This is a genomic window from Chloroflexota bacterium (assembly GCA_040902225.1).
In the GTDB taxonomy this organism is placed as follows: Bacteria; Chloroflexota; Limnocylindria; order QHBO01; family QHBO01; genus CF-167.
Window position 1 is genome coordinate 21,704 of the sequence record JBBDXT010000005.1, and the last position, 12,779, is coordinate 34,482.

The window sequence follows — 12,779 nt, forward strand, 5'->3', positions numbered from 1 at the left end:
TGCAAGCCGGGGATGTCGTGACGGTCCATAAAGAGTGGCATCGTCGGCTCCTTCAGCGAATCTCGGCCGCGCCGAAGTGGGGCTGGAGCGCGGCGGGGATCCGAATCGAGCCGTCCGGCTGGAGGTGCGTCTCGAGCAGCGCGGCGTAGGTGCGCGACATGCCGAGCGCCGAGCCATTCAACGTGTGGAGCAGCTCGGTGCGCGCGTCGGCGGCCGCGCGATAGCGCAGGTTCATGCGCCGGGCCTGGAAATCGGTGTAGTTCGAGCACGAGCTGACCTCGAGCCACTTCCCCACCCCGGGTGACCAGGCCTCGAGGTCGTAGCCCTTGGCCTGGGAGAAGCCAAGGTCGGCGGTGCAGCGCTCGACCGTGCGGTACGGGATCTCGAGCGCCTCGAGCACCGCTTCTGCGTTGCGGGTGAGCGTCTCGAGCTCATCCCAGCTCGTATCGGGGTGCACGAACTTGACCATCTCGACCTTGTCGAATTGGTGGACCCGCAGCAGGCCACGCGTGTCCTTGCCGGCCGCGCCGGCCTCGCGCCGGAAGCACGGCGTGTAAGCGGCGTGGTAGATGGGCAGGTCGTCGCCTGGCAGGATCTCGTCACGGTACAGGTTGGTGACCGGCACTTCGGCCGTCGGGATCAGGTACAGGTCGTCGCGCTCGACGACGTACATCTGCCCTTCCTTGTCGGGCAGCTGTCCGGTGCCCCGCGCCGAGGCCGCGTTGACGAGGATCGGCGACCAGACCTCCCGGTAGCCGTGTCGCTCGGCGAGCTCGAGCATGAGGGCGATGAGGGCGCGCTGCAGGCGCGCGCCCGGTCCGGTGTACAGGATGAAGCCCGACCCGGAGATCTTCGCGCCGCGCTCGAGGTCGAACAGCCCGAGCCGCTCCCCGATCTCCCAGTGCGGTGGCGAGCTGCCCGCGGCGGCCGGCTTGCCCCAGGAGCGGACGACCGGGTTGTCGGCCGCGCTGGCGCCGTCCGGGACACTTTCGTGCGGAAGATTCGGGACAAGGAGCAGGTCGGCCTCGATCGCGGTGTCGACCTCGGCCAGCTCCGCAGCGAGCGCGTCGATCCGCGCGGAGAGCGGAGCCATCCGGCCCTTCAGCGCGTCCGCATCGTCGCGCTGCGCGTTGCGCATCAGTTCGCCCAACTCGCGGTTGCCGGCGTTGCGCTCGGCGCGCAGATCGTTGGCCTCGGCCTGCAGCTGGCGGCGGCGCGCGTCGGCAACAAGCAGGCGGTCGACAGCGTCCGGAAGCTCTCCCTTGCGCGCGATCGCCCCCTTCACCGCGTCGGGGTCGTCGCGGATCAGCTGCAGCGAGATCATGCGGTGAGCGTATCCGGCGTGGAGGCGGCACGCAGCCGGTCGACGACGAAGTCCCTGGGCAGTGACGCCAGCAGCCAGCCGGCGCGCGGGCCGCTCGGCTGACCGAGGAAGGACAGGTACAGGGCGGCGAACATGCGCCCGGCGGGAAGGCCCGCGCTGCGGGCCGCGTCGAAGATGGCCGCCTTGAGGGACTCACCGTCCCATGCCCCTGCTGTTTGCAGGGTCGCCGCGAGGCCGCTCAGCGCACGGCGCTGGTCCTCAGCCAGCTCGGCGGCAGCCGGCGGCAGCCCGTCGCGGCGCACCTGGATCCGGGCCCGCTCTGGCGCATACACCTCGAGCCAGCCACGCGCGGCGCGCATGCGCTCCTCGAGAAGCGCCCGCTCGGCGTCGGTGAGGGGCGCGCCCTTCTCGGCCTCCATCCGGGCTGGCACGTCGACGCCCGGCACCTGCAGCAGGAGGGCGAGGTGCGCGAACGGCGGCCGATAGGCGGAGCCGGCGGCCTGGAGGTCGGCATCGGGATCGACCAGCGATGCCGCAAAGACCCGGTCGTGGTCGGGCGGCAGGTCGCCCTTGACCTCGATGCCGGCGCTTGCCGCGGCGATCCGGTCCGATTCGTCGAAGAGCCGCGGGATGGCATCGGTCCCGTCGGGGTCGAACTCGATGGCATGGTTCGGGCGCGGTCGAATCATCAGCAGGCGCAGCTGCTCGGCAGGGACCACCTCGGCGATCTCGTGCGCAGCCGCTCCTCGCCCCTTGCTGCTGCTCATCTTCCGCCCGCCGATGTTCAGAAACTCGTACGGGAGGTTGCGTGGCGGCTGGCGGTCGAAGACCTCGCGCGCGATCGCGTCCGATCGGTCGCGGGACCCTCCCGCGGTGGCCAGGTCCTTGCCGCACGGCTCGATGGTGACGCCGAACATGCTCCACTGCACCGCCCAGTCGAGGTTCCACGGCAGCTTGGCGGCGCCGCCGAACGGCGCGATCCGACCGGTCGCCGAGCAGCCGCTCGCCCAGGTCACCAGGTCGGGGAGGCACTCGAAGGCGACCGTCTCGCCATCCCAGTCGCGCGCCAGAGTGGTTCCCACCTTGCCGCAGGTCGGACAGATGACGTGCACCGGCAGCCAGCCCGGTGGCCGCTCGACGCGGCTGACGCGGCGGTAGATGTCACGCACCACCTCCGCCCGATCGAGGGCGGTGCGGATGAACGGGTCGACCTCCCCGCTGGCGTAGATCTCGCTCATCCAGTAGTAGCGATCGGGATGGATGCCGAGGCCGCTGAAGGTGTCGATGAAGAGCGCCGCGAAGTGCCGCGCGTAGGACGGATGGCAATCCCCCACCGGGTCGGGCACGTTGGCGAGGGGCGCTCCCATCCAGCGCTGGCTGGCATCGGCGGTGAGCATCGCCTGCGCGTCCATCGGGTCCAGGTCGTCGACCCCGTACAGCAGGGTCGTCGGCAGGTTGCGCGCACGCAGCGCCCGCACGATCACGTCCAGGATCACCGGCCCGCGCAGGCTCCCGACGTGCACAGTGCCGGAGGGAGTCTTGGAGTCGTTGACGACCTGCGGGCCCTCGAGGCGCGCCGCCAGCTCGTCGGCCCAGAACACGTGATCGGGCGCGGCTAGTGGATGCTGACGACCGTGAAGGTGGATGCCCCGGCCGGGGCCTCAACGACGACGGTGTCGCCCTTCTTGTGTCCCATCAGGGCGGCGCCGACCGGCGACTCATTGCTGATCCGACCTTCGCGTGGGGCGGCCTCTGCCGAGCCGACGATGGTGAAGGTCTCCTGGCCGTCCTCTCCGCGGATGACCACCTTCGATCCGATCCCGACCTTGTCGCCGTTGGTCTTCTCGATCACCTCGGCGTTCTTGAGCTGCCCCTCAAGCGTGCCGATCCGACCCTCCAGGAACGACTGCTCCTGCTTGGCGTCCTCGTACTCGGCGTTCTCGGTGATGTCGCCATCCAGCTTCGCGTCATGAATTCGTGCAGCCACGCGCGGCCGCTCGACGGTGATCAGGTGAATCAGCTCCGCCTTGAGCTTGGCGAGCCCTTCGGCGGTGAGGTAGACGGGCTTGTTGTTCATGGTCATCCACTAACAAAAAATGCTCCAGGTCCCGCCATCGGCTCTCGCGTGGCGTTCCTGAAGCTGGCCGTCGGCCAGGTGTGCGGTCGGCCCTCCCTGCGTGGGTGGTCCGGCGTCGCCGGATTGTAGGCCCGCCGCGGAGTGGTGTCAAAGGTCGCCGGGACCCTCGGAGCGGCCTCGATTCGACCTCAGCGGCCCACGATCACCAACACGACGATGAGTCCGGCAAACAGCAGCCGATAGACACTGAAGACGGTGACTGACCGGGTCCGCAGCCACGACAGCAGGAATCCGATGGCCAGCATCCCCGAGATGGCCGCCGCGACGAAGCCCGCGGCGATCGCCAGCCACTCAGTTCCGGTGTGACTCACGTCGAGCAGCTTGCGGGAGCCGTACAGGCCGGCGCCAAGGGTGATCGGCGTGGCCAGCAGGAAGCTTAAGCGCGCGGCGGACTCCCGCGTCAAGCCGAGGGCCAGGCCTGCGCTGATGGTCGCGCCGGAGCGGCTGATACCCGGCAGCAAGGCGAGCGCCTGGCTGAGCCCGATTGCCAGCGCGCTCGGGGCATCGAGGCCGTCGATCTCGCGTCGGCGGGAACCGAGGCGATCGGCCAGCCAGAGCGCGACGGCTCCCAGGACAAGGAAGCCCGCGATCGCGAGGCGGACGCCGTCGTTGTCGGCATGCAGCACCCGATCGATCAGATCCTCGCCCACGAAGCCGATCAGAGCCGCGGGGACGGTTGCGAGGACGAGGAGCCACGCCAGGCGGCGATCCGCATCGCCCCCGATTCTGCGTTCGCGGACACTTGCCACCGCCGCGCCGAGCAGGCGCAGCCAGTCACCGGCGAAGTACCAGAGCAGCGCCAGCAGCGTGCCCAGGTGCAGGAAGACGTCGAACGAGAGGGTGCCGATCACCCCGCCGCTCCGCCAGCCGGCGATCCAGGGTGCCAGCTCGAGATGGGCGCTGGAGCTGACCGGGATGAACTCGGTCAGCCCCTGCAGGATCCCGATCAGCGCGGCCTGGAGGACGAGGTCCACGGCTCTCCCGTGCTCGAGCTGTTGCTAACGGATGAAGAGGGGGGCCAGGACCAGCGTGATCGTCGCGAGGAGCTTGACCAGGACGTGGAGCGACGGGCCGGCAGTGTCCTTGAAAGGATCACCGACCGTGTCGCCCACCACAGCCGCTGCGTGAGCGGGCGTGCCCTTGCCGATGACGTTGCCGTCGTCATCCTTGAGGTTCCCCGATTCGATGTACTTCTTGGCGTTGTCCCACGCGCCGCCGCCATTGTTGAGCACCGTGGCCAGCATCACGCCCGCGATGGTGCCGACCATCAGCAGCCCGGCGACCGCCTGGTAGCCCAGCAGCAGGCCGACCAGGATCGGGGTGGCCACGGCCACCAGCCCGGGTGCGACCATCTGGCGCAGGGCGGCCCGCGTGGTGATGTCCACCACGCGGGCGTAGTCGGGCCGCTGGGTGTAATCCATGATGCCGGGCATCTCGCGAAACTGCCGACGCACCTCGACGATGATCGCCTGGGCCGTCGTCCCCACCGCCCGGATGGCCAGCGAGCTGAAGAAGTAAACCAGCATGGCGCCGATCAGCGCCGCGACGAAGACGCTGACATCCGCCAGGTTGACGGAGGTCAGCAGCTCGCCGCCACGGTTGCGCTGGATCAGGTTGACCTTGTCGATATAGGCGCTGAAGAGGAGGAAGGCGGCGAGGCTGGCGCTGGCGATGGCGTAGCCCTTGGTCAGCGCCTTGGTGGTGTTGCCGACCGCGTCGAGGCGATCGGTGATCTCGCGCGCGCCGGCCTCGGCACGGCTGAACTCGGCCACGCCACCAGCGTTGTCGGTGATCGGGCCGAAGGTGTCCATGGCCAGGATGTAGGCGGTGGTCATCAGCATGCCCATCGTCGCCACCGCGGTCCCGAAGATGCCGCCCACGTCGTGGCCATCGGCTGCCTTCAGGCCGGCCTGCGAGCCGAGCCAGTGCGAGGCGAGGATGGCCACCCCGATCGAGATGGCGGTCACGAACGTCGTCTCGAAGCCCACCGCCGTGCCCGAGATGATGTTGGTTGCCGGCCCGGTCTTCGAGGCTTCCGCGATCTCACGCACCGGTCGGTAGCCACCGGCGGTGTAGTACTGCGTGATGTAGACGAACACGACGCTGGTGGCGAGGCCCACCAGCCCGGCGCCGAAGAACCAGACCCAGGCCGGCCAGCCATTGCCGCCGACGGTGCCACCGGTGTCCATCATGATGCTGGTCGTGATGAAGAGGCCGACCACCGACAGCAGGCTGGTCACCCAGTAGCCGCGGTTCAGGATGTTCATGGGGTTCTCGGTCTCGCTGCCCCGGATGAAGAACATCGCCACGATGGTCGCCAACAGGCCGAAGCCACGCACGACCAGCGGGAAGAAAATCCAGCCCTCCGGGTGCGGCCACCCGGCGGTATCGGCGATGGTGAAGACGGCGACGCCCAGGATCATGGCGCCGATGTTCTCGGCGGCAGTCGACTCGAACAGGTCGGCACCACGGCCGGCGCAGTCGCCGACGTTGTCGCCGACCAGGTCGGCGATCACGGCCGCATTCCGGGGATCGTCCTCCGGGATGCCCTTCTCGATCTTGCCGACCAGGTCGGAGCCCACGTCGGCGGCCTTGGTGTAGATGCCGCCACCGAGCTGCGCGAAGAGGGCCACGAACGAGGCGCCGAAGCCGAAGCCGACGATCAGGAACGGCGCCTCGGCGATCGTCACCTCGCCGATCAGGGTCTCGTAGGCGGTGAAGATGCCCCACACGCCGAGGAGCGAGAGGGCGACCACCAGGAAGCCGGAGACCGCGCCACCGCGCATCGCCACCTGCACCGCCTCGACCAGGCTGCGCCGAGCAGCGGCGGCGGTGCGGACGTTCGAGCGCACGCTGATGAACATGCCGATGATGCCCGAGGCCATCGAGCAGGCCGCGCCAACCAGGAATGCAACGGCGGTCATGATCCCGATCGGCGCGCCGGCAAGGGCGGGGACGTCGGCCACGTCCCGGGTCTCGACGAGGGTGATGACGACGCCGATGATCAGCGCGCCGACCAGGGCCAGCAGGCCGATGGTCGTGTACTGGCGCTTGACGAAGGCGTCAGCTCCCTCGCGGATCGTGTCACCCACGTCCTGCATCGCCTGCGGGCCCTTGTCGCGGGAGAGGACATCGCGGGCCAGGTAGAGGGCGAAGGCGACCGCGGCCAGGCCGGCGGCGGGGATCACCCAGATGATGAACTCCATGAAACCTCCGAATTGGGCTGAGCGATTCGGTCGCTGCTATTCAGGGCGCGCCCGGCTCGCTTATCGCATCGTCTCGCACACGGAAACGCCGGCGGAGGGTCGCATCAGCGCGTCCGCCAGCGGAGCGCCGGTATGGTAGCCCGGCCTCTCGCAGCGGGTCAACCTTCAGGGCAGCCAGTGTGGCAGCCAGCCATCCGCGGTGAGCCGCTGCACCTGGCCGCTCCCCAGGCTGAGGAGCCAGATGCCCCCCGGCTCCGCGCCGATCACCATCGATCCCGGTTCGGGGGCGAAGGATGCCGAGCGCGTGCCGGGGCCCGGGACGGCAATCGCCTCGCCGGTCGCCCCGAGCGCCGATGTTACCCAGAGGTCTCCTCCGCCAGTCTCGGCGCCAGCCAGCCGAACGAAGGCGTAGCGGCCAGCGGCGTCGACGGCCGGCCGCGAAGCGCCGGAACCGAACGCGGTGGCGCTGACCGAGGTTGCGAAGCGGCCCAGGCTCACGACCTGCAGCACGGCCACCTGGGTCGCCCCCAGCTCGCGCGATGCTGGATCGAGGATCGCCACCGCCGAATGGGGCCGATAGGGCATCGGGTCTATCGCCGAGCCGGCAGTCAGGCCCGCGACCAGCACCCCGCTCCCGTCGGGGAGCCAGGTCGGCTCAGAGAGCGCCACGAAGGGGGCGGAGGTGTGCTGCTGCAGCTCGAGGTCAAGGATGCCGACTCGCCCCGCCTCATCGACGAACGCGAGGGCGGTTCCGTCGGGGGACATGCGCGGGGCACGCAGCAGGGGCACCGGCGTCGCCTGACCCGCCGACGGGGACGCGAGCGAGCCCGACGGGAGCTCGATCGGCCGCGCGTCGCTCCCATCGGCGTCACGCATCCAGAGGCCCAGGCTCGATCCCAACACAGGATCGGCGCGACCGAAGGTGATGACCGTGCCATCGGGCGAGTAGGCAGCGTCGAACTCGATGACGCCCGGTTCGGTCAGCAGGCGACGCGCCGTGCCGTCCGTCCCCTGCCAGACGATCCCGGCGCCGTCCCCGGTGAGATAGGCACGCCCGTCGGGCGACACCGCATACGAGATGACGGGTGAGAGCTCGGCCGAGAGCTGACGCTGGTTCGACCCGTCGGGATTCATGGCCCACAGGTTCGCGATCCCGGCGCGGTTGGAGACGAAGACGACCTGGTTGGAGAGGGTGGCCGTTGGAGCCCCGGTGGTGAAGGTCCACGACATGCCCGTGGGCATTCCCGTCCCGTCGGCACCGAGCAGGCCGGGTCCGAGCGTGACCTGGTAGGTCGTGTTGGGATCGAGCGGGCCGGACGGCTGGAATCGCAGGATCCGCGCAGCAGCGTCAGTGAGGCCGCCCGCGCCCGGCGGAGCGATCACGTCCAGGGAGCCCGCCACGGCCGGCGTGATGGTCAGCAGGTCATCGTGCACGCTCTCCGGGTCGAGCGGCTGGCGGAAGACGAGCGCGATCGGGGTGATGACGGAGATTCCGGCAACCCCGTCGGCGGGAACGATCGCATCGACCGTGAGCCCGGCCGCCACGGTGCGGAACGAGAGCCGGAACGGGCGCTCGAGCGGCGTACCCGCCTGATCCCGTGCGCCGACCCCGATCGTCAGCGAGTACCGACGATTGGCCTCCCAGCCGGCAACCGGCACGACCGTCAGTCGCTCGCGGCTCCAGCGCAGCGCCACTTCGGAGGTGGGCGTAACCTCGATCGCACCCTCAACCGAGGCGGTGTCCATCAGGGTCGAGAAGTCCACCACGATCGGTGCGTCGAGTGCGACATCGCCGGCGGCATCGAGCGGATCCGACCCGACGACCGTGGGATTCCCGACGGTCACGAAGGTGAACCGCTCGGGCACCCCGACCATCTCGTTGCCCGCACGGTCACGGACGCCAGGGCCGATGGAGACCTCAAACTCAGTCCGCAACGGCAGACGAGCGGCCGGTGTGAAGGTGAGGCTGGTCGCGCTCCAGCTGAACGCGCCGTCGATCGGGGGGTCGATGGCGAAGGCTGCCTGTGCCGAGGCGTGCTCGACGGGCTCAGAGAAGTCGACCTCGATGCTGGTGGTGGTCAGCGCCAGATCGGCATCGTCACTGAGGTGCTGCGTCAGCGAGATCGCGACCACGGCCGGGCCGCGGGCGTCGACCGTCGATGCGTAATACAGGATGGCGGCAAGCACCGCGAACCCGAGCACGAGTACCGCCATGTTCCTGAGTGGCACGGCGCGCTTCATCACTGAGCCCGCTATGCTACGCGCCGCCTGCCACGCCCTCACCTGACGGAGCCCGATGACCTACACCCCTCCGCCGACGCCCGGCTCAGACCTGCCGGCCAGCGGCGAGCCACCGGCCCCGCGTCGCAGGCTCGGATGCGCCCTCGAGATCGTCGAGACACTGGTGCTGACGCTGGTGATCTACCTGGTCATTCACAACTTCGTGGCCCAGCCGTTCGAGGTTGAGCAGCAGTCGATGGTGCCGACCGTCAACCCCGGCGAATACGTGCTGATCGACAAGATCTCGCCGCGGTTCAACGATTACGAGCGGGGCGACGTCGTCGTCTTCCAGCCGCCCGACGGGTTCGGACAGGGCGGGGTGCCGTTCATCAAGCGCGTCATCGGCATGCCCGGCGACAAGGTCAGCCTGGAGAACGGTCGCGTCTTCGTGCAGGAGCCCGGCGGGAGCCCGGTGCGCATCGAGGAGCCGTACGTCGTTCACACCATCGGTGGCGGGATCGCACCGACCCTGCCGAAGGACTCGGAGGGGACCACCTCCTGGACCGTCCCCGCGGGCACCTATTTCGTGATGGGCGACAACCGTCCCGACAGCCAGGACTCGCGCTTCTTCGGGGTGGTCGAGCGCGAGCTGATCGTGGGTCGCGCCTGGCTGCGCTACTTCCCCCTGGATCGGGTGGGCCTGGTGGACCACCCGACCTACGCCGGCCTCTCGACCGCAGCCTACGACCGGGCAGGCTCCTCGGCCACGATCCAGCTGTCGATGGCGCGTCCGTAGTCGACCAGGTCCTCCGGATCGAACCAGAACGCGAGCTCCGCGGCCGCGGTCTCCACCGCATCCGAGGCGTGAATCAAGTTTCGCAGGCCGCTGATCCCCAGGTCGCCGCGGATGGTGCCCGGCTCGGCCTCGTTGGGCATCGTGCTGCCAACCATGCGGCGGACGGTGGCAATGGCATCGGGCCCCTCGAGCGCCACTGCGGCGACCGGGCCGGAGATGATGAAGTCGACCAGGCCCGCGTAGAAATGCTTCCCTTCGTGAACGGCGTAATGCCGTTCGGCGAGGGCTCGTGACACGTCCAGCATGCGCAGTCCGACCAGTTTGAGTCCCTTCCGCTCGAATCGGCCGACGATCTCTCCGACGAGCCCTCGCTGGACGCCATCCGGCTTGATCAGGACGAGTGTGCGTTCCATGCGGAAGTCGGCTCCGTGCAGGTGGTCAGGAGCGTGCAGCGCGGTCGAAGGCGATGGTGGCATCCGCCTCGCGGCCGGCGGCGCGCAAGAGGTCGCCGTAGAGTAGCAGACGCTCCGCCGGGGCCTCCTCGCCGAGGGTCGGCTCCAGGACGATGGCCCCCTCGGGCCCGATCCTGGCGTCGAGTCGCAGCGCCGCCGCCAGCTGGCGATCTCCTGCGTCGAGCTCCCCCGCCGCAAAGGCACGACGCGCGGCCTCGAGCCGCGTGTGGGCCGCTGCGGTTCGCTCGGGCGTGGGTGGCGCGGGCGGCGTCTCCGCGAGGCTTCCGGCACCCTCGGTTCGTCGAGCCGGCGAGCGAAACGACGATGGAGCGGGCCACGTGATCCGCGTCGCGACACCGCCCCGCAGCTTCCATGCCTCATCGACCCCGATCGTCGACACAACCCGCTCCGCGAGCCGGGCGGCGCGGTCTGGGTCCCCCGCGGCCGCCACCGCCTCGGCCTCGATCAGCATGACCAATGGGCTGCGCCGTTCGAGGCTGCTGCTCCGAATCGCCTCGATCGCGCTGCCGGCGGCGAGCGGCCGGCCCTGGCGCCAGAGGGCCTCGGCCAGCAGGGCTCGCGCGCCGTCGAGCTCCTCCAGGCCTCCCTTGCCGGCTGCCTCCAGGCCGGCGATGAAACGGAGCAGGACCCCCTCGGCCAGGCCATACAACCCTGACCCCAGCTGCGCACGCGCCAGGCCAAGCTCGTCCGGGATGAGATCGACGACCTCGAGCGGGGCGTCCCAGCCCGGGGCGGTGGCCGGTGAGCGCCGGGTCATCTCTGCACCATCCGTTCGAAGCCGAGGCGCGAGCGGAACGGGCCGAGCACGGCGAGGCGGGCGAGCTCGGGTCGCACGTGTTGTCGTGCCACTCGCAGCAGGTCATCGACCGTCACCGCCTCGAGCCGCTCGATCACCTCGTCCACGGTCAGGATCCGCGGCAGCAGGCTCTCGCCCGTCCCGAACCAGGATGCCACGGCTCCCGTCTCTTCCATGCGCAGCTCCAGGCGTCCGCGGGTGTAGGCGCGAGCCCGATCGAGCTCTGCCGAGCTGACCGGCTCCTGAACGACCCGCTCCAGCTGCTCCAGGATGGCGGCGATCAGGGCCGGCGCCTGGTCCGGCTCGAAACCGGCGTGCACGCCGAACGTTCCACAATCCGCGTACGTGGCGCCAAAGGTCGACACGTCGTAGGACAACGATCGTCGCTCGCGCAGCTCCACGAACAGGCGGCTGCTCATCCCGTCGCCCAGGACTGCACCCAGCAGGTCGAGCGCCCAGCGGTCGGGGTGATCGCGGGCCACGCCGGGCATCCCGATGCACAGGTTTCCCTGGGAGAGCCGGCGGAAGGCGAGCCGTACCGCACCGGGCGCCGCCGGCTTGGGTGCCTCCAGCGCGGGCGGCAGGTGGGTCGGAACCGATTCGGGCCCACCGGCCTCGAACCAGCCTCGTGCTGCCCGCAGGACCGCGTCGTGCTGGATAGCACCCGCCGCGGTGAGCACGATGTTCGCTGGCCGGTACCAGCGCTCCCAGTGACCGATGACGGTGTCGTGCCGCGCGCGGCGCACACTGCGGGGCGTGCCGGCGATCTCCCGTCCGAGCGGGTGAGCGCCGAAGAGGAGCTCGTCGAAGAGGCTGAAGACGTGGTCTCCCGGCGAGTCGACGTACATGCGGATCTCGTCGACGATCACCGGCTTCTCGCCGATGAGGTCGCGCTTGCGAAGGAGCGGCGACAGGACGAGATCGGCCACCACCTCCAGGGCTCGCGACGCGGCCTCGGCCGGGACGCGTGCGGTATAGATCGTCAGCTCGCGGTCGGTCGCCGCGTTGACGCTGCCACCACATCCCTCGACCGCCTCCGACAGGCCGCCGGGCTCCGGATAGCGCCGCGTCCCCTTGAAGACAAGGTGCTCGAGGAGGTGGGAGAGCCCGGCGTGCGCCTCGTCCTCGCTCCGCGAGCCGACGCCGACGAAGAGTCCAACGGCGACGGAGCGTGCGGTCGGCATCGGCTGGGTGACCACCCGCAGACCGTTGGGCAGCACGCTCCGCTGATAGGGGACCCTCGCCCGCGCGCGGACCCGTCCGGCGGGCGCGCCGGACCGCACCTCAGGCCTCCTCGTCGTCGTCGCTCGCCTCTGGCGACATGAGCAGCTCCATCTGGATGAATCGCAGGTCGCGGGCCAGCTCGCCGCTGGTACGGGGCAGCGGATGCGCCTCGTCCGTGTCGTCCTCGACGTCGGCGCGGGGCGCGGCGGTGGCGAATTCAAGCACGACCCGCTCCTCGCCGATGACGAGGGTGTAGACGAGCAGCTGATCTGAGGTGGTGTCGAACTGGAGGTAGTCGAACGAGTCGAGGTTGAGGCAGATCGCCAGCGGCGTGAAGTAGCTGGCGATCTCGGGGTGGTCGACCACGATCCGTTCCACCCAGCCGGTCCCACTGCCGGTGATCTGCGTCCCCCGCCGATAGGTGTACGTCACGGTCTGCTTGAGCAACGGGCGCAGGAGGTTGTAGATGTCGCTCTTGTTGGTGACGACGCCGGTGTTGATGTAGAGCTTCGCTCGAGCGTCGTTCATCGGGTGCTCACGGGCTGCGCCTTGCAGTGGGGAATCGCGGGCGAGTCTAGCACCGGACTCCGGGCGCGGGAGGGC

At 69.7% G+C, this 12,779-nt stretch carries 11 protein-coding genes; 1 reads left to right on the plus strand and 10 read right to left on the minus strand.

Annotated features, from left to right (window positions below; genetic code table 11):
* Window positions 1-52: 52 nt before the first annotated feature.
* The 6 genes from serS to WEB29_07800 form a co-directional block, all read right to left on the minus strand.
* Window positions 53-1,324 carry a serine--tRNA ligase gene (serS, locus tag WEB29_07775; GenBank protein MEX2136832.1) on the minus strand — a complete coding sequence of 424 codons (1,272 nt, stop codon included), beginning with the start codon at window positions 1,322-1,324 and terminating at the stop codon, window positions 53-55.
* The gene (gene lysS, locus WEB29_07780; protein ID MEX2136833.1) at window positions 1,321-2,925 is read right to left on the minus strand and encodes a lysine--tRNA ligase; all 1,605 of its coding nucleotides are present in this window, start codon (window positions 2,923-2,925) and stop codon (window positions 1,321-1,323) included. The genes serS and lysS overlap by 4 nt, the downstream gene beginning before the upstream one ends.
* A 14-nt stretch (window positions 2,926-2,939) precedes the next feature.
* Entirely contained in the window at window positions 2,940-3,401 is a 462-nt protein-coding gene (greA, locus tag WEB29_07785; GenBank protein ID MEX2136834.1) for a transcription elongation factor GreA, read from the minus strand.
* Window positions 3,402-3,589: 188 nt separating this feature from the next.
* Window positions 3,590-4,435, minus strand: a complete 846-nt coding sequence (locus tag WEB29_07790) for an undecaprenyl-diphosphate phosphatase (GenBank protein MEX2136835.1) — start codon at window positions 4,433-4,435, stop codon at window positions 3,590-3,592.
* Window positions 4,436-4,459: 24 nt separating this feature from the next.
* Window positions 4,460-6,667 (minus strand): sodium-translocating pyrophosphatase, encoded by a 2,208-nt coding sequence (locus tag WEB29_07795; protein MEX2136836.1) that lies wholly within the window; start codon window positions 6,665-6,667, stop codon window positions 4,460-4,462.
* Between the two features lie 165 nt (window positions 6,668-6,832).
* Window positions 6,833-8,908, minus strand: coding sequence for an Ig-like domain-containing protein (locus WEB29_07800; GenBank protein MEX2136837.1), 2,076 nt, complete (start codon window positions 8,906-8,908; stop codon window positions 6,833-6,835).
* Window positions 8,909-8,963: 55 nt separating this feature from the next.
* Between WEB29_07800 and lepB the strand changes: the two genes are divergently transcribed.
* Window positions 8,964-9,683 carry a signal peptidase I gene (lepB, locus tag WEB29_07805; GenBank protein ID MEX2136838.1) on the plus strand — a complete coding sequence of 240 codons (720 nt, stop codon included), beginning with the start codon at window positions 8,964-8,966 and terminating at the stop codon, window positions 9,681-9,683.
* Here lepB and ndk read toward each other — a convergent pair.
* From ndk to WEB29_07825, 4 genes are all read right to left on the minus strand, one after another.
* Complete coding sequence (ndk, locus tag WEB29_07810; GenBank protein ID MEX2136839.1) at window positions 9,629-10,096, minus strand: nucleoside-diphosphate kinase; 468 nt, start codon at window positions 10,094-10,096, stop codon at window positions 9,629-9,631. The two genes, lepB and ndk, sit on opposite strands and share 55 nt — an antisense overlap.
* Before the next feature lie 25 nt (window positions 10,097-10,121).
* Window positions 10,122-10,913: a hypothetical protein gene (locus WEB29_07815; GenBank protein ID MEX2136840.1), complete on the minus strand. Its 792-nt coding sequence runs from the start codon at window positions 10,911-10,913 to the stop codon at window positions 10,122-10,124.
* Window positions 10,910-12,172: a pitrilysin family protein gene (locus WEB29_07820; protein MEX2136841.1), complete on the minus strand. Its 1,263-nt coding sequence runs from the start codon at window positions 12,170-12,172 to the stop codon at window positions 10,910-10,912. Before WEB29_07820 ends, WEB29_07815 begins: the two co-directional genes overlap by 4 nt.
* A gap of 64 nt (window positions 12,173-12,236) precedes the next feature.
* Window positions 12,237-12,704, minus strand: a complete 468-nt coding sequence (locus tag WEB29_07825) for a hypothetical protein (protein ID MEX2136842.1) — start codon at window positions 12,702-12,704, stop codon at window positions 12,237-12,239.
* Between the last annotated feature and the right edge of the window lie 75 nt (window positions 12,705-12,779).

Bases quoted from the DNA above. Each gene is read 5' to 3' on its own strand.
- ndk (MEX2136839.1), bottom strand. From the start codon at position 10,096: ATGGAACGCACACTCGTCCTGATCAAGCCGGATGGCGTCCAGCGAGGG.
- WEB29_07795 (MEX2136836.1), bottom strand. From the start codon at position 6,667: ATGGAGTTCATCATCTGGGTGATCCCCGCCGCCGGCCTGGCCGCGGTC.
- greA (MEX2136834.1), bottom strand. From the start codon at position 3,401: ATGAACAACAAGCCCGTCTACCTCACCGCCGAAGGGCTCGCCAAGCTC.
- WEB29_07800 (MEX2136837.1), bottom strand. From the start codon at position 8,908: ATGAAGCGCGCCGTGCCACTCAGGAACATGGCGGTACTCGTGCTCGGG.
- lepB (MEX2136838.1), top strand. From the start codon at position 8,964: ATGACCTACACCCCTCCGCCGACGCCCGGCTCAGACCTGCCGGCCAGC.
- serS (MEX2136832.1), bottom strand. From the start codon at position 1,324: ATGATCTCGCTGCAGCTGATCCGCGACGACCCCGACGCGGTGAAGGGG.
- WEB29_07825 (MEX2136842.1), bottom strand. From the start codon at position 12,704: ATGAACGACGCTCGAGCGAAGCTCTACATCAACACCGGCGTCGTCACC.
- WEB29_07815 (MEX2136840.1), bottom strand. From the start codon at position 10,913: ATGACCCGGCGCTCACCGGCCACCGCCCCGGGCTGGGACGCCCCGCTC.